The following is a 23483-nucleotide window of genomic DNA, read 5'->3' as shown; positions in this document are numbered from 1 at the left end:
CGATGGATCCACGTCGTTGGACCCACAGGCAAAACTAAACGACCGTGCGTGCATTTAAAAGGCCGATACGGCGGACGTGGCCCCCAGGCGGTCACTCCCCCGGCGACGGACGGGCGATGAAGTCCATGGCGGAGTCGATCACCACCGCTTCACCGAGGACCTTGCGGTGGCCGAGCCCCGCCGTGACGACCAGCTCCGCACGCTCGCCGTAAGCCGCCTTGAGCGCGTACGCCTGCTCGACCGGGACCATGTCGTCGTCCTCGTCGTGGATGATCAGCATCGGCACCTTGATCTCGTCCGGACTGCGGGTGGCGTCGAAGAGCTCCCACGGGCGGGAGACCTCCGCGAACAGCCGGTGCTCGATCCGGTGACGCAGGTCCTGCCGCAGACCGGTCCGGAGTCCCAGGATGTCGGCGAACTTGTCCGGGAAGTGGTCGAAGTCCTTCACCGCGGCCACCGTGACCAGGCGGCCCGCCTCGACGCCGCCCCGCAGGGCGAGCAGCACACTGGTGGCGCCGAGCGAGTGGGCGATGACCGAGTGGAACGCGCCGTATCCGTCCTGGAGCCGGCGGATGATCTCCCGGTATTCGAGGATCGTCGCACCCCGTCCCCCCGAATCCCCGTGCCCCGGGGCGTCGAAGGAGACGGGCGTCAGCCCCAGCTCCTGCAGACGCGGCACGAAGCCGGCGTACCGCGAGGCCCTGGACTGCCACCCGTGCAGCATCAGGACGGGACGCTCGCCGCCACCCCAGCGGTAGACCCGTACCTGCTGCCCGTCGACGGTCAGTTCCTCGGTGACGGCTCGCTCGTGGGCGGCCCGCTCACGGGGCAGGACCTTGCCGCGCCGGACCGGATTGCAGAACAGGGAGAAGACCGCGCTGCCCGCGAGACCGGGCGCCGGCCCGGACAGCGCGTTGAGAGCGGCACCCGCCCACGGCGCCCCGCGGCTCATGCGCCGGCCCCGCGCGGCCGGCCCTCGTACCACCGCAGCGTCTGCTCCGTCAGCTCCTCGGCGGCGCCCGTGTAGCCGGCCGGGTCGAGCAGTTGGCGAAGGGCCTGCGCATCGAACCGGTCGGCGATCGCGTCCTCCTTGGAGAGAACCTCCGCGAGGGACAGGCCTGAGGCCGCCGCCTCGCGTGCGGCCCGGCTCATGACCTCCTTCGCGGCGGCCTTGCCGAGCACGGGCGCCAGCACGGCCGCCAGCCGCTCCGAGACGATCAGGCCACCGGTCAGGTCCAGATTCGCCCGCATGCGTGCGGGCGACACCTCCAGACCGGCCACCAGCTCGCGTGCCGTGTGCGCGGCCCCTCCGGCCAGCCGCAGACACTCCCGCAACGGCTGCCACTCGGCGTGCCAGGCACCGGCCGAACGCTCGTCCTCGGACAGCATCGCGTGCGTCAGCACACCGGCGTACGCCGGAACCTGCAGGGCCGCCGAGCGGATCAGCGTGGCCAGTGCGGGGTTCCGCTTCTGCGGCATCGCCGAGGAGACCCCCCGGCCCGCCGCGGCGGGCTCCGCGACCTCCGCGGTCTCGGTCCGGGCCAGCGACTGCACGTCCACGGCGATCTTCCCCAGCACACCGGTGGTCAGGGCCAGTTCGGCAGCCAGTGCCGCGACGGGGGCACGGTGACTGTGCCAGGGCAGCACCGGGACGGACAGGCCCGTCTCCGCCGCGAACCGCTCGGTGAGCCGCGCCGCGTACCCCTCGGCCACCGTCTCCCGCCGCGCACCCCGGTGCGGCTTCCCGTATTCGGCGTAACCGGCCAGCGTCCCTGCCGCTCCCCCCAGTTGGACGACCAGCCCGTCGGCTCGCACGCCGCGCAGCCGGTCGGCCGCCCCGCACACCGCCGCCAGCCAGCCGGCCGCCTTCAGGCCGAAGGTCGTGGGCACGGCGTGCAGCCCGAGGGTGCGGCCGGCCATGAGCGTCCGCGCGTGCTCGTCGGCCAGCGCGCTCAGACTCTCCGCGATGCCCTCCAGATCCGCCACCAGGAGATCCACGGTCCGGCCGGCCACGAGCATCAGCGCGGTGTCGAAGATGTCCTGGCTGGTCGAGCCGCGGTGCACGTAGTCGGCGGCCTCCGGGGCCCTGGCGGCCACCAGGGCGGTGAACGCCTGGACCAGGGCCACCACCGGATTGGCCGCTCCCCGGCCGAGCACGGCGATCTCACGCAGGTCCAGCGCGTCGGCCCTGGCCAGCGCGGTGATGGCCTCGGCGGCCTGCGCCGGTACGGTGCCGAGGCCCGCCTGGGCGCGTACCAGCGCGGCTTCCGCGTCGAGCAGCGCCTGGAGCCAGGCACCGTCGGACGTGGCGGCCTCCGCCGGCGTGCCGGCCCGCACCGGACTGAGCAGCCCGGCGTCCAGGACGTCCGGCAGGGGCGAAGTGGGCGGGGTGGTCGTGCTCACCGTGTCAGCTCTCCCATCATCTCGGTGTCCGGCAGAAGGCCCCGGCCCAGGCCGAGTACGGCGTGCGCGATGGCGTCCGAGTCCTGAAGGGTCACCGAGTTCACCCCCGGCCGTATGCCCGCGGCCGTCGCCCAGTGCACGGATTCGGTGGGGACGCCGAAGGCGAAGCGCCGCGGATGGGCGCGGCCGGCGGCGTCGATCAGGTGGAACGGTGCGTCGGTGACGGCGAGTCCGCCTGTCTCGTACACCGAACCGTCGGGGTCGGTGACCTCGTAGCTACGGCACTGCCCGGAGGCGAGGAGCTGGAGCAGCAGCGGATCGGCGGTCACCCGCAGGTCGATCTCCGGCAGGCGAGCCTCGATCAGTGTGGTGGCCCGGGTCAGCGAGCCCGGCACCGAGGCCGACTCGATGGTGAACGCCCGGGCCTCCTCGTCCGTGCCGGACCGGACATCGGGGCCGAGCACCCGAAGCACCCCGGCCTCGATCAGGGCGATCGCCTCCTCGATCCGCCGGGCGGGCGGGCCGATGGAGAGGAACGCGTTGAGAGGTGTGTACCAGCCGTCCAGGTGCTGCCGGTGCGAACTCCCCGTGAGGCCGCCGTGATCGAGGATCAGCCGGAGCTCGTTGCGCAGATCGCGCAGGACGTCGAGGGCCGCCTTGAGCGGCCCGTCCACGTTGCCGTCGCGTGCCGCACGCAGATCCTCGTGCAGGTGGCCGAGCAGCCAGTCCTGGAAGTCCTGCGTCGAGGCGAAGTCCCGGTCCGCGTACGGGCGGGCGATGCCGGCCCAGTCCCAGTGGTCGCGCGGGGCGATGCCGAACTCCGCGAGCACGTCCTGCTCCTGGCTGCTGCCCGGCTCGGCCTCCAGGTAGCGGCCCCGCAGCCGTCGCGCGTCGCCGCCCCGTCCTTCGGTGGTGAGCAGGGTCGTGTAGTAGACCATCTCCACCTCCTTGGAGACCAGCGGCCACAGCGTGGCGTGGAAGTCGATGCCGTCCTGCCGCCGGGACTGCTCCTGCAGCTCCCGGATCACTTCGGCGGTCAGCACGATCGGCAGGTGGCGGCCGTGGGCACCCTTCTGGTTCTCCCCACGGGAGTGGAAGGGCAGCCCTCTGCGGGAGCCCGCCACCAGGCGGGGTTCGCGGCCCGACGGCAGATAGACGAGCCGGTCGGAGCGCCGGACGAAGCGACCGCCGCGGCCGAGCGTCAACAGCGCCATGTAGTCGAAGAAGTTCAGGCCCAGGCCGAGCAGCGCGACGGTCTCACCCGGCCGCACCGGCGAGAGGTCCACGTCCGCCGGGTTGGCGGGCACCACGTAGCCGAGGCCGTTGGCCCGCGCGAAGCCGCCGAGCTCGCGCTGCCGACGGGACCGGCGCACGGGCAGATGTCCCTGGGCGAGGACGACCGCGTCCAGGCCGTCGATGAGCGTGCCGTTGTCCAGGAGCACGCTCTGCGTGCCGTCCGGTTCCTCGCCGGTGGCCGGCTCCTCCTCGATCGACACCGCGCGGGCGCGGTGCACGACGGTGGTCAGCCGGCTCGGCGCCGTCTTGGTGACGCGCTGGAAGACCCATTCCAGGTAGTGGCCGTAGAAGGCACGGGACGGATAGGAGTCGGGTCCGAGAGCACGCGCCTCGGCCAGGACCTGCTCGTCGTAGTGCTGGTCGTCCATCGGCCCGATGAGGATGAGGAAGCGCGCCCATTCGTACAGGCTCGGCCCCGGGGCGACCACGCCTTCGACGTCGACGCTTTCGTCGGTGAACATCGTGACCTGGGACGCCACCGTGTTCATCAGGAGGTGTTCGGACTGGTCGGTGCGCCACACCTGCCCCGCCCCGGGGGGATAGGGATCGACCACGTGCACGGTGATCGGCACCCCCTGCGGCGCCGACCCGGCGTTCGTACACAGCCGTTCAAGCAGCGAGAGCCCGCGGGGCCCGGCACCGATGAGGCAGACGTCGAGCTGTCGGCTGGTCATAGTCAGTCTCTCCACTGAATCGGAAGTCGTCGTGGGCCCACCACCCGGCACGCGAAGCGGTCGCTCCTCACTTGCCGGCGGCCACACCGCTCAGCCGCAGCCCGCCCGTCGCCCGCCCGGGGATCCGGCCGTGGCCCTGTACGCCGCGGGCCAGGGCCGTGGTCAGGTGCGCCCTGCTGGCGCGTTGCCGCTCCGGTGCGTCCGTGCCCAGGTCGCGCAGGGCGTCCACGACCACATGGAGATCCGAGGCGATCTCCGCGAGGACGTCGGCGACCGCTGTCGCGTTGGAGCCGAGGATGTCGGTCCACAGCTCGGCGTCCCCCGCGGCGATCCGGGTCGCGTCGCGCAGCCCCTGCCCGGCGAGCTGAAGCTGGGACTCGTCCCCGTGCAGCAGCCGGGCGGCCAGCAGACTCGCCACCATGTGCGGGGTGTGCGAGATGAGTGCCACCGCCCGGTCGTGCTGGGCATGGCTCATCACGACCGGCCGGGCACCGCAGAGTTCGGCCAGTTCCGTCACCCGGTCGACAGCCTGCCTGCGGGCGCCCGCGGCCGGCGTGATCACCCAGGGTTTGCCCTGGAAGAGGTCGGCCTGGGCCGCGAGCGGCCCCGACCGCTCCCGTCCCGCCATGGGGTGTCCGCCCACATAGCGGCTCAGATCGCAGCCCAGCTCCGCCGCCTCCTCCTGCGGCCTGACCTTGACGCTGGCCACGTCGGTGAAGTCGTGTGCCAGGTCACGCAGTTGGTGCTCGCGCAGTGCCGAGGCCACGTGCTGCGGCGGTACCGCGAGGATCGCCAGGTCCGCAGGCCCCGGCGGGACGGCCACCACGCCCGCACCGAGACCGGCCGCGGTGCGGGCCGCCTCCGGGTCACGGTCGAGGAGGTAGGTGGCCACGCCCCGGCCCCGCAGGGCCAGGGCTATCGACGTACCGATCAGGCCGGTACCGACCACCGCGGCACTGCGCATCAGCGGCTGGTCCACAACACCGGCAGATACTCCGGGTCGCTGTAGTCGGGCGTGCCGTCGGCGGTCCTGCGCACCAGCTCGTCGTGGTTGTACGCCACCTGGGTTCCGTCCGAGCGACGGAAGTCGCGGTAGCGGTTCTCGCCGTCCTGCAGGTGGAGGGAGATGGCGCGGCGCGGCCGGTCACTGACGTTCGCCCCGCTGCCGTGGTAGGTCCGGCAGTGGTGGAAGTTGACGTGCCCCTTCGGGATGTGGACGGGGATCTTGCGCACCTCGACGCCGTTGTAGTGGGCGTTCTCCTCGAGCATCAGGTCGAGTTCGCTGCGGTCGCGTTCGGCGAAGTGCAGCGAGGTGGCATCGTTGTCCGCGGTCTCCTTCCAGCGGTGGCTGCCGTCCACCATCGTGATCGTGCCCATCTCCTCACCGCAGTCGTGGAAGGGGATGAACGCGGTCAGCATCCGCTCGGAGGTGGACGTGGACCAGTAGTGACGGTCGAAGTGCCAGGGCACTATGTTCGACTGCTCCTCCGCGACCGGCGGCTTGAAGATCAGGGTGGACTGGAAGACCCTGATCTCCTCGGCCTCCGCGATCCGCGCGGCGACGGCGCCGAGCAGGGGCTTGCGCAGGATGCGGCCGATGGTGTCGTCCTCGTAGTGGATGTAGTCGTTGTGCCGCTGCACATCACCGTGCTCCGGCTCCCAGTACGCGAGCTTGGCGGGGCGCACCGGCAGTGTGCGGTCACGGTGGCCGGCGTAGAAGCGCTCGCTGGCCGACTCGAGGAGATCCACCTCTTCGTCGGTGAAGAGCTTCTTCGAGAGGTACCAGCCGTGCTCGGCGTAGAAGGCGACGTCTTCGTCGGTGGGGAGGAGCTCCCGCTCCTCCTCGGTCAGGGTGAACAGAGTGGCGTCCTGAACAGTCACGGTCTTCCTTCGGTGCAAGTGAGACGAATCGTCCGGGAGTGGCGGCTCTGCGCGCGGCAGACCACGCCCGGTGGTCAGGCGGTCGCCTTCTCGCGGGCCACCGCTTCGTAGAGGGCCTTGATGTTGCCGCTGCCGAAGGTGCGGGCGCCGTGCCGGTCGATGACCTCCCAGAAGAAGGTCTTCCGCACGAAGACGGACTGGGTGAAGATCTGGAAGACCTGGCCCCAGTGGTCCTGGTCGACCAGGACGTTGGTGCGCTTCAGGTCCTCGATCTTCAGTTCCGGACGGCCGAGGCGCTCCTCCAGCTCGTTGTAGTAGGCGTCGGGCGTCCCGAGGAACTTCACCCCGCGGGTCTCCAGCGTCGGCACGGCCGCGACGATGTCGTCGGTGAGCAGGGCGAGGTGCTGCACGCCGGCGCCGTTGTGACGTGCCAGGAAGCCGTCGATCTGGCCGGGCTTGCGGTCGGCCACCGGCTCGATGAGGGTGAACGTGACCTTCCCCGACGGGCTCTGCACCACCTTCGAGTCCATGGCCTGTTCCCCGACCTCGATGAACTCCTCGAAGATCTGGCTGAAGCCGAAGACCTTCTCGTAGAAGGCGACGGTGGGCCGCAGCTGGCCCGCGGGCACGCATATCGCCGCGTGGTCCACCGTGGTCAGCAGCTGCTCGCCCTCGTCGGGGTCGGCGGCGAAGATGTCCATCACGCCGGGCAGGAACTGCTCCCGGTCACCGGTGCGCTGCACGAACCGGTGGGCGACGTCACCGAAACCGAGCACGGACGCGGTGACGACCTCGGTGCCGTCCTTGCTGTGCGTACGAGGCTCCTCGACCGCGGTGGCGCCCCGCTCGACGGCGAGCGCGAACGCCTTGGCGGCGTCGGTCACCTCGAACGCGATGTTGGCCACCCCGTCCCCGTGCTGTGCCACGTACGCCGCCGCCGGATGCTCCGAGGTCAGCGCGGAGGTCAGCACGACCCTGATGCCTCCCTGCCTCAGCAGCAGGGAGCGCCGGTCGGCCTGGCCCGTCTCGGGACCGGCCTGGCCGCACACCCGGAATCCGAACGCGGTGCAGAGGTAGAACGCCGACTGCTGAGCGTCTCCGACGTAGAACTCGACATGGTCCACGGCTCCGATATTCACGCGTTATTCCCTTTCCTCTAGCGCTTCTTACGCGTACTTGCCGCACCGAGCAGGAGGCTGACGTTGTGGCCCCCGAAGGCGAACGAGTTGGAGATCGCGGCCTCGATCCGCTGCTGCCGGGCCTCGCCGCGCACATGGTCCCCGTCGCACGCCGGGTCGACCTCGTCGAGGTTGTGGGTCGGCGGCATCCGGCCCTGCGAGATCGCGAGGGCGCAGATGGCCGCCTCCAGCGCGCCGGAACCACCGAGCAGATGGCCGGTCATCGACTTCGTACTGCTGACGGCCGGCGAGTTGTCCCCGAAGACGGCACGGACGGCCTTCGTCTCGGCGACGTCGCCCAGCTTGGTCGCCGTGCCGTGCGCGTTGATGTAGCCGATGTCCTGCGGGGAGAGCCCGGCCGTGGCGAGTGCCCCGCGCATGCTCATCGCGGCGCCCTCGCCGTCGGGGCGCGGTGCCGTGGGCTTGTACGCGTCGGTGGTGGCGCCCCAGCCGAGGAGGTCCGCATAGCCCGCCGCACCGCGTGCGTCCGCGTGCCCGGCGCGCTCGACGACGAGCACACCCGCTCCCTCGGCCAGCACGAAGCCGTTGCGGCGCCGGTCGAAGGGGCGGCTGGCCGCCTCCGGGTCGTCCCAGCCGTGGGACAGCGCCCGGGCATGTGCGAACGCCAGCGCGGACGTGGGGTTGAGCGGGGCCTCGGCGCCGCCGCAGACCACCACGTCGGCCTCGCCGTACCGGATCAGCCGCGCAGCCTCCGCGACCGCGTGGGCCCCGGCCGCGCACGCCGTGGCGATGGCCGAACTCCAGCCGCGGATGCCGTACTTGATGGCGATGCGGGCGGCCGCCATGTTCGGCAGCATGCCCGGGAGCAGATAAGGGCTGACGGCGGTCGGGCCGCGTTCGGCGCGTGCCTGCGCCTGCGCCTCGTAGGTCGTCAGACCCCCGGCCCCGCTGGAGACGATCACCGCGACCCGGTGCGGGTCCACGTCGCGACCGACGACCAGGCCCGCGTCGGCCATCGCGTCACCCGCCGCGGCCAGGGCCATCAGGGCGTAGCGGTCGACGAGCCGGCCCTCACTCGGCGGCAGCACCTCGGCGGCATCGAGGTCCGGCGCGATGCCGGCCACATCGACGGTTCCGTCGAGGAGGTGCCCCGCCGGCGGCCGGACCAGCCCCGACTTGCCGTGACACAGCGCGTCGAAGGTGTCCGCCGCGCCGCGGCCGAGCGAGGTGAAGGTGCCGAGCCCCGTGACGACGGCGCTCGACTCCGGAGCGCGCGCGATCATGCCACCACCTGCTGGGCGGCGGTCTCGGCACCGAGCAGCTCACCGTCGAGGAAGCGCTGACGCAGCAGGATCTTGCGCACCTTGCCGGTGGCGCCGAGCGGAATGCGGTCCGGGCTGACGACGACCACGCGCTCGACGGTCCGGGCCACGTGGGGGTCGAGGGCGGCGAGGACCTCCTCGGTCCGGTCGGCCTCCTGATCCGCCTGCGGGTCGAGCATCAGCAGGACGGAGGTGGCCACCCGGTCCTCGGTCCGCACGGCGACGACGGTGCACTCGCGCACCTCGTCGCACTGGGCGAGAACCTGCTCCTCGCAGAGCATCGTGAAGAGCTTCCTGCCCTCGCCGAGGTCCACGGCGTCCACCGCGCGGTCGACGTGGTAGTAGTACCCCTCCTGGTCCCGGAAGACGAGGTCGCCGGTGAGGAAGTAGCCGTCCCTGCGGGTGCGGTAGGTGGTCACGGAGTCGTTCCAGTAACCGGGTGACAGTGTGGGAGCGCTGATGGCGAGCTGCCCCACCTGCCCGGTGCCGAGCTTCTCCCCGTCGTCGTCGATGACCGCCACGTCGGAGAAGGCGTGCGGCTTGCCGATGCACCGTCCGTAGCGGGCGGTGTCGGGGGTGTGGGTGATGAAGAACTGGGAGTGCCCCATCTCCGTCGAGCCGAGACCGTCCACGAAGAACGAACCGGGACGGCGGACGCGGCCCTGCGAGGTGACGGACTCACGCATTCCGACGGCGATGAGCTTGCGGATGTGTGCCTCGTGCGCGCAGTCTCCGGTGTTCCACCAGGTGCGTACGGAGTCCAGGTTGCGCGTCGAGAAGTCCACGCCGGCCAGTTCCGACCAGGTGGTGGCGAAGCCGAGGACGCTGTGCGCCTGCCAGGACTCGATGGCGTCGAGCACCGGGCCGCCGGTCTGCTGCGAGAGGACGGCCAGCTGTGTGCGGTTGGTCAGGGCCAGGTTCACGGCGATGACCGTGGCCGCGTGCGCGGACGGGAGGGCGCCCAGCATCCGGTCGACACCCTGGCCCTTGGGCAGCGACAGGCGGTGGCGGATGGCGGCGAAGAGGCTGTGGTGGGTGTGGGTCACGGCCTTGGGCAGGCCCGTGGTTCCGGAGGAGTGGGTGATGACCGCGGGCTCGCTGCCGTGGTGCCGGTAGGGCTTGGGGGCCGCGGCCGGGTCTCCCTTGCCGAGGTCGGCCGGGTCCGCGAGCAGCGGGGTCTGCGAGCCGAGGGCGGACAGCGCCTCCCAGTGCGCGCCGTCGGCGATGACGCCGACCGCCCGCAGCCGCTTGATGTACTCGGCGGCGAGCTCGACGGGGACCTTGCCGTTGACGAGGGCGGGGATCGCGCCCAGCCGCGCGAGGGCCAGATAGCTGAGTACCTGATCGGCGCCGGTCGTGACGAAGACCGCGACCGGGTCCCGGGGCTTGACTCCGAGCGCGTCCAGGGCGGCCGCCCGGGCCGCCACACGGTCCCCCAGCTCGGCGAGCGACAGGGCCTGCCAGGCCGGGTGCCCGTCCACGTCCGTGTCGAAGGTCAGGGTCGGCGCGTCGAGACCGGTGCCCCGCTCAAGGAGTGTGGTCAGCACGTTGCCGACGCCCAGCCCTTGATCGGCCGCAAGTTCCGCGCGCTCGTTCTTCGGATTCATTCCTCGGTGTCTCCACTTTCTGAATCAGACTCTTTGCGTACGACGCCCTGCGGGCGAGGTGGGCGGGGCGCGTCCTCGCGCCCTCGCCTCACCGGTCCGGTGCCGCCCCCTCCCGCCCGCGCCCGGAGGCTGTCGGGCAGGGAGGGCTCGCCTTCCGGGCCGGGACCGGCCGTCGACTCACTTGGCCGCGGCAGCGGCGGACGTCCGGTCGACGATCTCCTTGACCAGGCCGGCGACCGTCAGCAGTGCGACGGTCTCCATCTCGTCCTCTTCGAACTTCACGCCGTACGTGTCTTCCACCTGAATGGCGATCTCGGCCACGGAGAGCGACTCCAGATCCAGTCCGGCCGGGCCCAGCGGGGTGTCGCCGGTCACGTCCGAAACGTCGTAGTTCATGTTCGCCAGGGCCTCGATGATGAACTTCTCGACCTCAGTGGACATTTGATTGACTCCTCTTCATGGACAGGCACCCGGGAACGGCCCCGGACACGGTGACGGTGCTGTGGTGCACCACGGATGGGGATGAACGTCGGAAGGCGCACACCCTGCTGGTGCGAACCGCAGCCGACATGCTCGATGTCCCGCCATCCGAGCTGTGGTTGGCGCATGAGGAAGGCGGCCGGCCGTTTCTCGGCGGCGCCGGCGGGGCGCTGGAGGTCAGCGTCACTCATGCGCGTGGGGCCCTGGCTGTCGCGCTGACCAGCGGGTCCCCGGTGGGGGTGGATGTGGAAGTCGTGCGTCGGCTGAGGGCCGAGGCATTGGCCCGGGCCTGGCTCGCCCCGGTCGAGGCGGACTGGGTGGCCGGTCTGCCCGAAGAGGACCGGTCAGCCGCCTTCCTGTGGTTGTGGACGCAGAAGGAGTCGGTCGGCAAGGCACTCGGCCGGGGGCTGCGCCAGGGGGGCATGAGCCGCCGGGTGCCACTGCCGGAGTCCTGGCCCCCCGGCGACGGCGCCCCGCCGGTGCTGCACCCCCTGCCCGGTCACCGGGAGACAGCGTCCGCGGCCACCGTCGTCGGGGGCGGACGCCTCGTCATCGGTGTCGCCCGGCACGACGGCCACCGGCCCGAACCGCGACTCGGGGAAGCTGATCTGAGGGTGCACCAGGTCGGCCCCGGCGCGTACGGCTGAGGCGGTCACACAGCGGCCGCCGACCGTACCGCGGCACGGAGGATCTCCGTGTTCCGCACCGGTTTTCCCGTCGCGGTACGCGGGAGTTCCGGAAGCAGGTTCAGTGAGCGGGGCCGCTTGTACGGCGCCAGGCGGGAGGCGAGACAGTCGGCGAGGCCGTCGAAGGCCGCCTGCTCGTCGACCGTGACGAACGCCTCGATACCGGTGCCGTGCACGACCACGGCATCGGTGACGCCCGGCAGCGCGGAGATGGACGCCTCGATCTCGGAGAGGTCCACCTTGAGTCCGCCGATGGACACCTGGGAGTCGAGGCGGCCGTGGACCGTCAGCAGGCCCGTTGCCTCGTCGAAGCTTCCCGCGTCCTTCGTACGCAGCCAGCCGTCCACGAAGCGGCTCGGATCGGCCAGGCCTACGTACGGCGTGGCCGGCAGGCCGATCAGGATCTCGCCCTCCTCGACCCGTACCCGCAGACCGGGCGCCGGAGTCAGGCCGGGGCGGTTGTCGCCGGTGAGGTCCGTGGCGATGACCCCGGCCTCGGTCATGCCGTACATGACGCCCAGTTCGGCACCGTATCCGTTGGTGAACCGCTCCCAGACTTCCGTCTTGACCAGCTCACCTCCGGTGATCATGCGCCGCAGCTGGGGCAGGCGTGGCGGCGCCTGAGCCGCGGCGAGCACCGCCGCCTGGGAGGGGACGCCGAGGACGGTCGTCGGCTCACCACCCGCCGCCACGGCCTTGAGGATGCCGTCCACCGTCTGCCGCCTGGGCAGTACCACCTGGGTCCCACTGGCGAGTCCGTAGAGCAACCCCCCTACCAGGCCGAGCACATGGATGATCGAGGCCAGCACCACGGTGCGTTCGCCCCTGCGCGGGAATCCGTCGAGCCGTCCGTACCGGTCGATCTCCGCGAGGAGGCTGGCGGCGGTACGGCCTATGACCTTGGAGGGGCCCGTGGAGCCCGAGCTCAGCTGCAGCAGAATGTGCTGTGTGGAAGCCGGCCGGCCGCCACGCAACGGAGTGACGCGGGTGTCGATCTCGAAGAATCCGCGCAGCGTTCCGCTGACCTCCGCAACCGGTTCGACGACCAGTTGCGGCGTGAGCCGCGCGATCGCCTTTCCGACCTCATGGGTCGTCAACCGGTAGTCGAGCAGAATTACCTGGGCGCCTGTACGCCACCCGGCGAGCATCGCGACGATACAGCCCAGCGAAGGCGGCAGCCGTACGGCGACCGTGCCTCCGGCGACCAGGCCGGCCGCTTCGAGGCCCTGCTGCTGTTCCGCCACGAGCCGCCGGAGCTCCCCCCGGCTCACCGGTTCCCCCAGATGGAGGGCGATATCCCGCCCCTCCCCCTGAAGTAATATTTCATCGACCCAGGCGCCCTCGGCGCAAACGGGCCCACTAGGCACCGTTCCCCCCACAGGAATCCCCACCTATCACAGATTGCGGAACGACCCGACTCGCCATCGGACGGCTCTGTCCATCGACATATCGGACGTGCAGTGCCACCACATTCCCCTTGGCGACACATTCATGCTTGCGGACTACCAGTGAGTAATCAAGTAAAGCCTGATGCGAATTAATACTCACGGGTAGCCGCCGCCACGGCACCGGAAATCTATTTCCGGGCACACCAAAATCCCCATTCATTTGATGAACAAAAGATGAATGGGGTCGGACTGGATCGTCATATACGTTTGCCCCGACCGGAGCGATGGAACGGGACGCGATTCGGTGAGGCCGGACCGATGGGACGGGGCGCGGTCAGGTGAGACCGGACCGATGGAACGGGACGTGATTCGGTGAGACCGGACCGATTCAGTGACGAACGATTCCCGAACGCTGGAAATCACTGACCCGAGGAGCGCCCATCAGCGCCATCACCTCGGTGAACTCGTCCAGCAGCGTCCGAAGGACGGCCGCGACTCCCTCGCTCCCGGAATGCGCCAGTCCCCAGAGTGCGGGTCGCCCGACAAAGACCGCATCCGCACCCAGGCACAGCGCCTTGGCGATATCGGCTCCATGCCGGACCGCCCCGTCCAGGATCAGCCGGCATCGGCCGCCGACGGCATCCGCGATCTCCGGCAGCGCATCGGCGGCGGCCCGGGCGAAGTCCAGCTGCCGCCCTCCGTGGTTCGAGACGACGAGCCCTTCGATTCCATGCTCGACGGCCCGCTCGGCATCTTCGCCCGAGAGCACGCCCTTCAATACCAGCGGCAGCGCGGTCTGCTCCCGGAGCCATTCGAGATCCGCCCATGTAATCGAAGGATCAAATTGCTCCTTCGAATGCCGCGCGATCGCGGACTCCCCCGCCTCCGCACTGTGCGAGGCGGACATCACGGAAGGGTCGACATTCACCGCACGAATTCCCGCCGGAACGGCGAACCCATTGCGCACATCCCGCGGCCGACGCGCCACCAGCGGAGCGTCGACCGTCAGCACCAGCGCCCCGTAGCCCGCGTCCTCCGCCCGACGGATCAGGTCGATCATCGACTCGCGCCGCTTGAGCCAGTAGAGCTGCAGCCACAGGGGGCCGGTCGCCGCCGCCGCGATGTCCTCGATGCTGCGGCTGGCGAACATACTGACCGTGAAGAGCGCACCCACGGCGCCGGCGGCACGCGCGGTGGCCACCTCGCCCTCGGGGTGCGCGAGTTGGTGGTAGGCGACGGGCGCCAGGCCCAGCGGAGCGGCCAGACTCGCCCCGAGCAGCGAGGTGGCAGGCTCGCACGCCGATACGTCGACGAGACACCGGGGACGGAGCCGGATCCTGTCGAGCGCCTCACGGCCCGCCGACAGCATCGACTCGGTGCCGCTGCCGCCCTCCAGGAAGTCCCACACAGGGCCGGACATCCGCTCCCTGGCCGAAGCCTCGTACTCACGTAACGCCAACGCCGCCACTCTGCATCCCCCCGTTACAACTAACCGCACGGCCGTACGGTAAATGTACTCTCGCACAATGACCGCACGGTCGTCCACTTAGTACAGTGGGCGGGCCCGCCGCACGGGGACGTGTACCCCCGCAGGGAAGATGAGGAGGTGTCGCGTGACTCTGGCGCGCCCCGATGGACGGATCGAACGCGGCAACCAGACCAGGCAGTTGATCCTGCAGCACGCAGTCGGCATCGCATCGGTCGAAGGCCTCGAAGGCCTGTCACTGGGCCGACTGGCCAATGAACTCAAGCTGAGCAAGAGCGGGGTGTTCGCCCTGTTCGGCTCGAAGGAGGAGCTGCAGGTCGCCACCGTGCACGCGGCCATCAAGGTCCTCATCGAGCACGTGGTGCAGCCGACCCGTGAACTGCCCGCCGGCCTCGGCCGGGTCCTGCTCCTCTGCAGCAGGTGGCTCACCTATTCCGAACAGCGCGTCTTTCCCGGAGGCTGCTTCTTCTACTCGGTCTCGGCCGAGTACGACGCCCGCGAGGGCAAGGTGCACGACACGGTCGCCGGAGCACACAGCAACTGGTTCTCCTTCGTCGAGCAGACGATCGACGACGCCCGGCAGGTGGGCGAGGTCCGGGACGACACGGACATCCCCCAGCTCGCGTTCGAGCTCGTCGCCCTCCTGGAGATGGCCAACGCCGAATCCGTGCTGCACAACAACTTCGCCTGTTACCGCAGGGCGGCCGACGGCATCCTGACGCGCCTGCGAGGCGTGACGACGGACCCCTCACTGCTGCCCGACAGACCCTGACACGGCCCGCGGTCACGCGGTCCGTGAACCATGTCCCGGAGGCACCATGCCCTTTGACCCACAGTTCCAGGCCCTGTACGACCAGCGCGCGGCGCAGGGCGTCCGGCCGCTGTACACCATGACGCTCGACGAGGCCCGGGCAGCCGACCTCGCCGCCATCCAGGCCGATGCGGGAAACCCCGAGCCGGTGCGGGAGGTGATCGACGAGTCGATTCCCGGTCCGGCCGGGCCGCTTCCCGTGCGGATCTACCGGCCCGCCGGCGAGGGCCCGCTGCCCGTTCTCGTCTACTTCTTCGGCGGCGGCTGGACGCTGGGATCCATCGAGACCAGCGACGCGATCTGCCGGAGCCTGGCCAACGCCGCCGGCTGCCTCACCATCGCGGTGGGCTACCGGCTCGCACCCGAGCACACGTTCCCCGCCGCGCCGAACGACTGCTTCGCGGGCGTGCGCTGGGCCGTGGAGAACGGCGGCCGGTTCGGCGGCGACCCCACCCGCGTAGCCGTCGGCGGCGACAGCGCGGGGGGAAACCTGGCCGCGGCGGTGACCCTCATGGCCAAGGAGGCACAGGGCCCCGACCTGCTGGCCCAGCTGCTCGTCTACCCCAACACGGACCACCTCGCAGACACGCCCTCGCGTCGCGAGAACACCGATCCGCTGCTCTTCAACGACAAGTCCGTGCAGTGGTACTGGGACAACTACCTGGCATCCCCCGAGGACGGCAGCCACCCCCTCGTATCGCCCCTGCGGGCGCCCGACCACTCCGGGCTGCCGCCCGCTCTGGTGATCACCGCCGAGTACGACCCGCTGCGCGACGAGGGCGAGCAGTACGCCGGCCGGCTGCGGGACTGCGGCGTCCCCGTCGAACTGACCCGCTACCCGGGCGTGGCCCATGGCTTCTTCGCGATGGGCGGCACCCTGGACGCGGGGCGCCGCGCCCTCGATCAGGCCGCCGGATATCTGCGCAAGGCCTTCGCCGGCGCCGTGACGAGAGGCTGAACCCATGGGCGACACCACTGCCCCCGCGACCGGGACCGCCCGGGCCCTCGACCTCACCGGACTGCACGCGTCCCTCACCGACCCGGTGCTCGACGCGATGAACTTCCTGAACGAGGTCGTCTCACGCTTCCCCGAGGCCCTGTCGTTCGCCCCCGGCAGGCCGTCCGAGGGCACGTTCGCCACGGACGACCTGGTGCGGTACCTCCGGGCCTACACCGGCCACCTGGAGCAGGAGCTCGGCTGGTCCGAGGACCGGGTGCGCACCCAGCTCTTCCAGTACGGCCGGACCAACGGCATCATCCACGACCTCATCGCCCGCACCCTGGCCAACGACGAGGGATTCCACGTCAGTCCGGAGTCGGTGGTCGTCACGACCGGCTGCCAGGAGGCGATGCTCCTCACCCTGCGAGCCCTCTTCGCACGCCCCGAGGACACCCTGCTCGTCAGTTCTCCCTGCTACGTGGGGGTCACCGGCGCAGCCCGGCTGCTCGACATCGCGCTGTGCCCCGTACAGGAGGGTGCCGACGGCCCGGACCCGGAGGCGATCCTGGCGGGCGTGCGGCGGACACGGGCGGCAGGCGGGCGGCCCCGTGCCCTGTACGTCGTGCCGGACTTCGCCAACCCCTCGGGTGCGAGCATGACCGTCGCCGCCCGCGAACGGCTCCTGGAGATCGCCGCTCAGGAGGATCTGCTGATCCTGGAGGACGACCCCTACGGCTTCTTCGTGCGGGAAGGATCCTCCAGACCCACGCTCAAGGCCCTGGACCGCGAGAAGCGGGTCCTGCACCTCGGATCGTTCGCGAAGACCGCGCTGCCCGGTGCCCGCGTCGGCTATGTCATCGCCGACCAGGAGGTCATCGGCCCGACGGGCGGGCGGACACTGCTCGCCGACCAGCTTTCCAAGATCAAGAGCATGACCACGGTCAACACGTCGGCCATCAGCCAGGCCGTCATCGGCGGGCTGCTCATCGAGTCCGGCTGCCGGCTCCGGGCGGCCAACGCCGAAGCCATCGCCTACTACCGCACCAATCTGAACACCCTCCTGGAAGAGCTGGAGCGGCACTTCCCGGACCGTTTGCGACGCGAGCTCGGGGTCGACTGGAACCGGCCGGAGGGCGGCTTCTTCCTCGTCGTCGACGTCCCCTTCCTCGCCGACACCAAGGCACTCGAACACTCGGCACGGAACTTCGGCGTGCTGTGGACCCCGATGAGCGACTTCTACCTCGACGGCGGCGGAGGCAGCCAACTGCGCCTGTCGTGCAGCGCCCTGAACCCGGCGGAGATCGCCGAGGGCGTCCGCAGACTGGCCGCGTTCATCACCGAACAGGCCGCCCGGGCAGACCAGTAGGGATCAGCGGACCCACGTGAAGGCGGGGCCGTCCCTGCGGCAGCTTCCCGGCCGGAGGGGCGGCCTCTCCTTGGCGACCCCGCCCGCGACAGCGACAGCGACAGCATCAACTGCGACAAGGAGCCGAACCGCATGAGACACCAGGAGCATTCGGTCCCCTCGGGCGCCCCCGCGCGCCCGGAGACTCCCAGGCCGGCGGAGCCGGGCACGGGCGCCGGTACGGACATCCCGCAACTCGCAGGGGTCCCCCTGCTCGGCTCCCTCTTCGACCTGAAATCGGACTCGCTCGGCACGTACTTACGCGCGATGCACGCGCACGGCGACGTCGTACGGATCACTGCGGGCCCGCCCGGCCTTCGCGCCGAGATGCACTGCGTGTTCTCCGCGGAGGGTGTCCACCAGGTGCTGGGGTCCGATGCGGCCAACTTCCGCAAGGACAACCACTTCTACCAGGAGATACGCGACTCCTTCGGCAACGGGCTGCTGACCAGCCAGGACGACGACTACCTGCGCCAACGGCGGCTGGTGCAACCACTGTTCACCAAGCGCCGGGTGGACGGGTACGCCGGCGCCGTCGTCACCGAGACCGAGGCGACCCTCGCCTCCTGGGAGCAGGCGCCGGACGGCGTCGTCGAGCTCTCCCACGAGATGATGCGCCTCGCGCTGCGCGCGGTGGCCCGGATCCTCTTCGGCGCCGACGTGGAGGCCACCATCGACGTCGTGGACCGGTGCTTCCCGGTCATCACCGAATACACGATGCGCCGCGGATACTCCCCCGCGAACCTCCCCCGCAACTGGCCCACCCCGAGCAACAAACGGGCGGCAGCCGCGGTGCACGAGCTGTACGGGGTGTGCGACCGGATCGTCGCCGAGCGGCGCAGCGGCGCAGCCCCGTCGGGAGACGATCTGCTGTCCCTGCTCGCCGCCGCCACGAACGAGGAGGACGGGGAGCTCGACGCCACCGAACTGCGCGACCAGATGCTGATCTTCCTGCTCGCCGGGCACGAGTCGACCGCCACCTCGATGGCCTTCGCCCTGCATCTGCTGGCCACCCACCCGGAGATCCAGACCCGGGCCCGCGACGAGATCGGCCGCGTCCTGGGGGACCGGACTCCCGACGCCGCCGACTTCGACCGCCTCCCCTACCTCATGCGTGTGCTCAAGGAGGCCATGCGGCTCTACCCGGCGGCTCCGGTCACCGGCCGGAACGCGGTCGCCGCGAGCGTGGTCGACGGCCACACCATCCCGGCGGGCGCCGACGTCATGCTGGTGCCGTGGGCCACCCACCGGCACCCGCGCTACTGGCCGGACCCGGAGCGCTTCGACCCCGACCGGTTCACCCCGGAGGTGGAGGCGACCCGTCCGCGCTACGCCTACTTCCCCTTCGGCGGGGGCCCGCGGGCCTGCATCGGGCAGCACTTCTCGATGCTGGAGGCGGTGATCGCCCTGGCGATGGTCCTGCGCGCCTACGAGTTCGAAGCCGTGGACACCGATCTCGCCGTGGCCGCCGGGATCAGTCTCCGCGTAGCCGGTACGGCACGCTGCCGCATCCGTCCCGTGGGCCGTCAGGGCCTGTCGTAGGGACTGGGGAGCCGGCCGGCCGGCAGCCACCGCGACCGGCCGGCTCCCGCAGCGGACGGCACGTCTTCGCCTCGGCTCCATCGATTCGAACCTCTGAATGAACCTCCGAATCACGTCGCCGCCACACTAACTAAACGTACGGTCGTGCTATTGTTTTTCTGCTCGCGCACTCCACCGCGGGGACGGCTGCGTGGGCTCCCACTCGCTGAAAGGATCCGTATGGACATCCGGAAGCTGGACCGAGCGGCTGTGCTGGAGACCGTGCGCATCCTGGAGCAGGCGGGCCCCGCTGACTGGGACCTGCCCACCCCGTGCTCCGGCTGGACACTGCGTCAACTGGTGGCCCATATGACCGGCCAGCACCACGGCTTCGCCGCGGCCGCCGCGGGTACCGAGACCGACCTCTCCGCATGGCGGCCCGGCGCCCTCGGCGACGACCCGCTGAAGACCTACCGCGCGGCGGCCGAATCGGCCCTCGCGGCATTCGCCCCGCAAGGCGTACTGACCCGGGAGTTCACCCTCCCGGAGATCAGCGACACCCGGCGCTTCCCCGCCACGGTCGCGATCGGGTTCCACTTCCTCGACCACGTGGTCCACGGCTGGGACCTGGCCCGGGCCCTGGGCGTGAGCCTGGACCTGGACGGCGAGACCGCCGAGGCAGCCCTGGTGATCGCCCTGCGCGTACCGGACGACGAGCGAAGGCTCGGCCCGGACGCGCTGTTCCGCCCCGCCCTGCCCACGGCACCCGGTGCGCGCTCACTCGACCTGGTACTGACCACGCTCGGGCGGTCCCCCGACTGGACGGCTCCGGCGGCTCTCTAGGCCCCCGCGTCCCTCCGGGGCCGGGCGACAGGCCGTGCCGCCGCCCCGCACACACACCGACATCTACAGGGAGACACGCATGCTCGCCGACCTCAGAACGCATGTCGCACGCCGGCTCGGCCTGACTCAGGAGGAGGTGTTCGCCGGCCAGCCGCTGTCCGCCGTCCTGGTCGCCTCTCCGAACGCCATCAACTCCATCGACCTGCTGGACGCCTTCGCGGGGGCGCTCGCCGACGTCGGTGTCGACGACGACGTCGAACTGCCGACGATGACCCTCGATCACACCGCCGAAGAGGTCGTGTCGGCCCTCGGCAAGCAGCTCGCCACCACCTCCTCCTGAACGGAAGGCGCGAACCGTGCTGATCATGACCGACATAGCCAAGGAGCTCCGCGCCGGGGCCACCATCACCGATGTGCTGCGCGTCCAGCAGAGCTACCACGAGCAGCGGCGCTGGGGGACGGACAGCCTCTTCGACGGCCGCCGCCTCGACCGGCCCCGCGCCGGCGACAAGGCCGCACTGTGGCACGCCTCCCGCGCCGAACTGACCACGCAGCCGGCCGGCCTCCGGCTGGCGGTCGACGGCGTCAAACTGGCCAACGAGATCCGCGAGTCCAACCCGCTCGGCTCCGACGTGCTGCACATCGCCGCGGCCTGGTCGGCGCGCTACTGGCTGGAGGAGGAGGCCCACCACGAGATCGCCTTCGGGCGTCTCATGGAGATGGCGGGCGTCGACCCCATCGACCAGGACGAAGTGGTCGAGTGCCGGGGCGAGCTCCCGATGGACAACTACGTCCGCGTCTGCATCCTGCAGGCGTGTGTGGAGATCGAAGCCTGCGTGTCGTACGGATGGCAGTCCCGCGCCACCCAGGACGGCCTGGTGCGTGACGTCTTCCACACGGTCATGAAGGACGAGGTGCAGCACCGGCAGTACTTCGCGTCCTTCGCCAAGGCCCTGGTGGACACCGGCGTCTACCCCGTCAAGGACGTCCTGTCGATGGCGTACAGCTGGGTCCGCCCCGACGGGGGCGAGACCTTCGGTGCGGCGCGTGAGGCCCAGACCGAGCGCCAGGGCCACGTCAACTGGTGGGAGCGGACCCGCTCCGGCGACGAGGAGTTCGCCCTCGCCGACGACGCACTGCACGAGGGGTCGGTGCACGCGAAGAAGCTCACCAGCGTGTTCGCCCTGGTCCGCGAGGTGACCGGCGTCCAGACCCAATCGTATGAGGACCTCAAGCGTGCCTACTTCGCCAGCCTCCGCACGAACGATGTCGACCGGATTCGATCTGCAGTCCGTAACGGAGCTGCGCGCGAAGCCGCACTTGCTCAATAGCGGCGCGCTGTTCACGGCCGGTGAACTGGCGCACTGCCACTCCCGCCCCGACCCCCACGCCTCCCTGGCCGGGCTGTTCTCGGCCAAGGAGGCCTTCGTCAAGGCCCTCAGCTCCCTGGGCGGCGCCCCGGCCCACACCTTCCCCGAGATCGAGGTGGTGCACGGCCCCGCAGGGCAGCCCCGCATCCAACTGCACGGGCAGATCGCCCGGTGGCACCGGCAGCAGCACCTCGCCATGGACCTGTCGATCAGCCACACCGGCGATCTCGCCGGTGCGGTGGTCGTCCTCCTGGCCGGGCCGACAGGGAGTGAGGGGCAGGCCCCGTGAACACCGTCACACCGCAGGAGTTCGAGCACACCTGTGAAGTCGGGCTGCGTCCCAACGACTTCGACTGGGCGGGGCACCTGAACAACAGCGTGCACGTCCAGCTCCTCGAGTCGGGCCGCTGGCAGTGGGGGCTCGCCCTGGGGGCCGACCTGCGGGACAGCTCACTGGTGGCAGTGGTCCTGCAGCTCCAGCTGGACTATCTGAAGGCGGTCGACTGGGACCCCGTGGGCCGTCTCGTCATCCGTACATCGCTGGCAGGCCAGTCCGCGTACAGCTTCACGCTGACTCAGGACATCGAGCGGACCGACGGCACCGTGGTCGCCCGGGGACGGGTCCGGCTGGGGCTCGTCGACCGTGACACCAAGCGGATTCACCGGGCCGACCTGGAGGCACTTCTGAACACGCCAGGGAGGGCGGCATGACCGCAAGCACACTGCAGGAGGCCGTCGCCGGCCAGGCCCACCGGCACGACGCGACCGTCACCTTCGGCACGTCCGCCAAGCGGGAGTGCCTGACATACCCCGCCTTCGCCGAACAGATCGCGGCCGCCGCCGGTGGTTTCACACAGCAGGGGGTCCGTCCCGGGGACCGGGTGATGCTCCGCATCGGCAGTTCCCGTGAGGGCGTGCTCGCCCTCCTGGGCCTCATGCACATGGGCGCGATCCCCGTCTCCGTGAAGCCACGCGTCCCGGGTGCGATCACCGGGCAGTACTTCGCGATGGTGACGCAGCAGCAGCACGTGCGCCACGCCTTCCGCATCTCCGGGCACGGCCTGAACGAGCTCCGGCTGGTCCTGCGGGCCGGGGCCACCCCCGAACCCGCTCCCGCGGGCCGGGACGACCTCGCCTTCATCCAGTACACGAGCGGCTCCACCGGGATGCCCCGTCCCATCCCGCTCAGCCACCGGGCCGTGCTCGGCAACATCCAGGCCATCCGCATCGTCGCGGGCATGAAGCCCGGCCACGCCGGTCTGATCGCTCTGCCGCTCCATCACGACATGGGTCTCATCGGGGTGCTGACCTCCCTCGTCCAGGGCATCGACCTGGTCGTCGAGGAGCCGGGCACCTTCCTGCGCAGGCCCATGGCCGCACTGCGGCTGATGCGCGACGCGGAGAGCGTGCACAGCGCCCTGCCCGACTTCATGCTGCGCTATCTCTCGGCCCGGATCGATGAGGCGGCGGCCGGACAGGACGCGATCGACCCGCAGCTGCTCAGCGTCTGGCGCACCGTGTTCTGCGGGGCCGAACCCATCCGCCCGCAGTCCGTACGCACCTTCCTCGACGCCGCCGAGCCCTGGGGATTCGACCCGACGGCCCTGGTGTTCTGCTACGGACTGGCCGAGGCGGCGCTGATGGCCACCTCGCACCGCTACGTGGACGCCGCCACCAGCTTCCGGGCGGACGGGCCCGCCACCTCGGCGTGCCTCGGCAGCACCATGCCCGGCCTGGACCTGCGCATCGTGGACGAGGCGGGCCTCGACTGCGCGGAGGCGGAGGTCGGCTCGGTACAGCTGCGCGGGGCCACGCTGTTCGACGGCTACGACGGGGCCACCGACCACCGCACCACCTGGTTCGACACGGGCGACCTGGGCTGCCTGCGCTCGGGCCGGCTCCACCTGAGCGGCCGCAGAGGCGACCGCATCTCCGTCAGCGGCGTGAACATCTTCGCCACGGACATCGAGCAGGTGGCGGCAACCGTTCCCGGCGTCGCCGAATGCGTGGTCCTGCCGTCCGGCGAGTCGTTCGCCGTGGTCGTCGTACCGGAGCGGGCCCAGCACATCGACACCGCCGAGGTGGCCACCCGCATCGCCGCCGACTTCGGCATGTCCCCGGAGCGCGTGATGGAGGTGCCGCACAGCGCGGTGGCCAGGACGGCGAGCGGCAAGCCCGCCCGTACCCATATGGCCGCGCAACTGGAGCAGGGGACGCTGGGATGACCGGCC

General features: G+C 70.7%; 22 protein-coding genes. 11 read left to right on the top strand and 11 right to left on the bottom strand.

The genetic code is table 11. The features are described 5' to 3' along the window. Positions 1 to 91: 91 nt before the first annotated feature. The 9 genes from ABZ434_RS01080 to ABZ434_RS01040 all read right to left on the bottom strand — a co-directional run bounded on the left by ABZ434_RS01080 (position 92) and on the right by ABZ434_RS01040 (position 10763). On the bottom strand, positions 92 to 952 hold the full coding sequence (locus tag ABZ434_RS01080) for an alpha/beta hydrolase (RefSeq protein ID WP_359131134.1): 861 nt from the start codon (positions 950 to 952) through the stop codon (positions 92 to 94). Next, positions 949 to 2403, bottom strand: coding sequence for an adenylosuccinate lyase family protein (locus ABZ434_RS01075; protein ID WP_359131133.1), 1455 nt, complete (start codon positions 2401 to 2403; stop codon positions 949 to 951). The genes ABZ434_RS01080 and ABZ434_RS01075 overlap by 4 nt, the downstream gene beginning before the upstream one ends. Further along, the gene (locus ABZ434_RS01070; RefSeq protein ID WP_359131131.1) at positions 2400 to 4373 is read right to left on the bottom strand and encodes an FAD/NAD(P)-binding protein; all 1974 of its coding nucleotides are present in this window, start codon (positions 4371 to 4373) and stop codon (positions 2400 to 2402) included. Before ABZ434_RS01070 ends, ABZ434_RS01075 begins: the two co-directional genes overlap by 4 nt. A gap of 67 nt (positions 4374 to 4440) precedes the next feature. After that, entirely contained in the window at positions 4441 to 5337 is an 897-nt protein-coding gene (locus tag ABZ434_RS01065; RefSeq protein WP_359131129.1) for a prephenate dehydrogenase, read from the bottom strand. Next, entirely contained in the window at positions 5337 to 6254 is a 918-nt protein-coding gene (locus ABZ434_RS01060) for a phytanoyl-CoA dioxygenase family protein (protein ID WP_359131128.1), read from the bottom strand. Before ABZ434_RS01060 ends, ABZ434_RS01065 begins: the two co-directional genes overlap by 1 nt. Positions 6255 to 6328: 74 nt before the next feature. After that, positions 6329 to 7393 (bottom strand): 4-hydroxyphenylpyruvate dioxygenase, encoded by a 1065-nt coding sequence (gene hppD, locus ABZ434_RS01055; RefSeq protein WP_359131126.1) that lies wholly within the window; start codon positions 7391 to 7393, stop codon positions 6329 to 6331. 17 nt (positions 7394 to 7410) lie between these two features. After that, a complete protein-coding gene (locus tag ABZ434_RS01050) occupies positions 7411 to 8676 on the bottom strand; it encodes a beta-ketoacyl-[acyl-carrier-protein] synthase family protein (RefSeq protein WP_359131124.1) in 1266 nt (421 codons plus the stop codon). Then, entirely contained in the window at positions 8673 to 10322 is a 1650-nt protein-coding gene (locus tag ABZ434_RS01045; protein ID WP_359131122.1) for a class I adenylate-forming enzyme family protein, read from the bottom strand. Before ABZ434_RS01045 ends, ABZ434_RS01050 begins: the two co-directional genes overlap by 4 nt. A gap of 177 nt (positions 10323 to 10499) precedes the next feature. Beyond that, positions 10500 to 10763 (bottom strand): phosphopantetheine-binding protein, encoded by a 264-nt coding sequence (locus tag ABZ434_RS01040; RefSeq protein ID WP_359131120.1) that lies wholly within the window; start codon positions 10761 to 10763, stop codon positions 10500 to 10502. 17 nt (positions 10764 to 10780) lie between these two features. Between ABZ434_RS01040 and ABZ434_RS01035 the strand changes: the two genes are divergently transcribed. Then, positions 10781 to 11449 (top strand): 4'-phosphopantetheinyl transferase superfamily protein, encoded by a 669-nt coding sequence (locus ABZ434_RS01035; protein WP_359131119.1) that lies wholly within the window; start codon positions 10781 to 10783, stop codon positions 11447 to 11449. 5 nt (positions 11450 to 11454) lie between these two features. Here ABZ434_RS01035 and ABZ434_RS01030 read toward each other — a convergent pair whose 3' ends face one another. Together ABZ434_RS01030 and ABZ434_RS01025 are read right to left on the bottom strand one after the other, a co-directional pair. Further along, positions 11455 to 12732 (bottom strand): fatty acid--CoA ligase family protein, encoded by a 1278-nt coding sequence (locus ABZ434_RS01030; protein WP_359131118.1) that lies wholly within the window; start codon positions 12730 to 12732, stop codon positions 11455 to 11457. A 532-nt stretch (positions 12733 to 13264) separates the two neighbouring features. Beyond that, entirely contained in the window at positions 13265 to 14422 is a 1158-nt protein-coding gene (locus ABZ434_RS01025) for an alpha-hydroxy acid oxidase (protein WP_359131117.1), read from the bottom strand. Between the two features lie 67 nt (positions 14423 to 14489). On the opposite strand from ABZ434_RS01025, the gene ABZ434_RS01020 reads away from it, so the two are divergent. The 10 genes from ABZ434_RS01020 (at position 14490) to ABZ434_RS00975 (ending at position 23477) form a co-directional block, all read left to right on the top strand. Next, positions 14490 to 15134: a TetR/AcrR family transcriptional regulator gene (locus tag ABZ434_RS01020; RefSeq protein WP_359131116.1), complete on the top strand. Its 645-nt coding sequence runs from the start codon at positions 14490 to 14492 to the stop codon at positions 15132 to 15134. Positions 15135 to 15180: 46 nt separating this feature from the next. Continuing rightward, entirely contained in the window at positions 15181 to 16131 is a 951-nt protein-coding gene (locus ABZ434_RS01015; protein WP_359131115.1) for an alpha/beta hydrolase, read from the top strand. A 4-nt stretch (positions 16132 to 16135) separates the two neighbouring features. Further along, positions 16136 to 17479, top strand: coding sequence for a PLP-dependent aminotransferase family protein (locus ABZ434_RS01010; RefSeq protein ID WP_359131113.1), 1344 nt, complete (start codon positions 16136 to 16138; stop codon positions 17477 to 17479). Positions 17480 to 17611: 132 nt separating this feature from the next. Beyond that, entirely contained in the window at positions 17612 to 19060 is a 1449-nt protein-coding gene (locus tag ABZ434_RS01005) for a cytochrome P450 (protein WP_359131112.1), read from the top strand. A gap of 219 nt (positions 19061 to 19279) precedes the next feature. Next, complete coding sequence (locus tag ABZ434_RS01000) at positions 19280 to 19882, top strand: TIGR03086 family metal-binding protein (RefSeq protein ID WP_359131110.1); 603 nt, start codon at positions 19280 to 19282, stop codon at positions 19880 to 19882. Between the two features lie 79 nt (positions 19883 to 19961). Next, positions 19962 to 20222: a hypothetical protein gene (locus ABZ434_RS00995; protein ID WP_359131109.1), complete on the top strand. Its 261-nt coding sequence runs from the start codon at positions 19962 to 19964 to the stop codon at positions 20220 to 20222. Positions 20223 to 20247: 25 nt separating this feature from the next. Continuing rightward, positions 20248 to 21213, top strand: coding sequence for a hypothetical protein (locus tag ABZ434_RS00990; protein WP_359131108.1), 966 nt, complete (start codon positions 20248 to 20250; stop codon positions 21211 to 21213). Further along, positions 21203 to 21541, top strand: coding sequence for a holo-ACP synthase (locus ABZ434_RS00985; protein ID WP_359131107.1), 339 nt, complete (start codon positions 21203 to 21205; stop codon positions 21539 to 21541). The genes ABZ434_RS00990 and ABZ434_RS00985 overlap by 11 nt, the downstream gene beginning before the upstream one ends. Then, positions 21538 to 21963, top strand: coding sequence for an acyl-CoA thioesterase (locus ABZ434_RS00980; protein WP_359131106.1), 426 nt, complete (start codon positions 21538 to 21540; stop codon positions 21961 to 21963). The genes ABZ434_RS00985 and ABZ434_RS00980 overlap by 4 nt, the downstream gene beginning before the upstream one ends. Beyond that, positions 21960 to 23477 carry an AMP-binding protein gene (locus tag ABZ434_RS00975; RefSeq protein WP_359131103.1) on the top strand — a complete coding sequence of 506 codons (1518 nt, stop codon included), beginning with the start codon at positions 21960 to 21962 and terminating at the stop codon, positions 23475 to 23477. Before ABZ434_RS00980 ends, ABZ434_RS00975 begins: the two co-directional genes overlap by 4 nt. Positions 23478 to 23483: the final 6 nt, after the last annotated feature.

Origin of the sequence: Streptomyces sp. NPDC005761 (assembly GCF_040630635.1) — a bacterium.
In the GTDB taxonomy this organism is placed as follows: Bacteria; Actinomycetota; Actinomycetes; order Streptomycetales; family Streptomycetaceae; genus Streptomyces.
Note: the sequence above shows the minus strand (reverse complement) of the source record. Positions and strands in the feature narration are given on the sequence as shown.